Here is a 298-nt window from a genome sequence, read left to right as displayed (position 1 = left end):
AAAAAAATTAACAGTAATACCAAATTAATGGAACGCAGATAAACACAGATAAACACAGATAAACACAGATAAAGATAGATAATCGAAAATCAAAACATGATACTGTTAAACAACATCCTGATATGGCTAACGCCACGGTTCGCTATCAGACAAATGCAAAATTGCTGTTACTCTCTGAGACTAAAGCCCCTCTGCGTGAAATAAAATCATAATCTTAATCAGCAACGCCAACACCGGCGTTGCTGAATTAGGGTATGATTAGGGGAAGGAGCGATAGCGAAGCGCTGACTTGTCAGTT

Origin of the sequence: Dolichospermum circinale AWQC131C (genome assembly GCF_000426905.1) — a bacterium.
Classification (GTDB): domain Bacteria; phylum Cyanobacteriota; class Cyanobacteriia; order Cyanobacteriales; family Nostocaceae; genus Dolichospermum; species Dolichospermum circinale.
Note: the sequence above shows the minus strand (reverse complement) of the source record.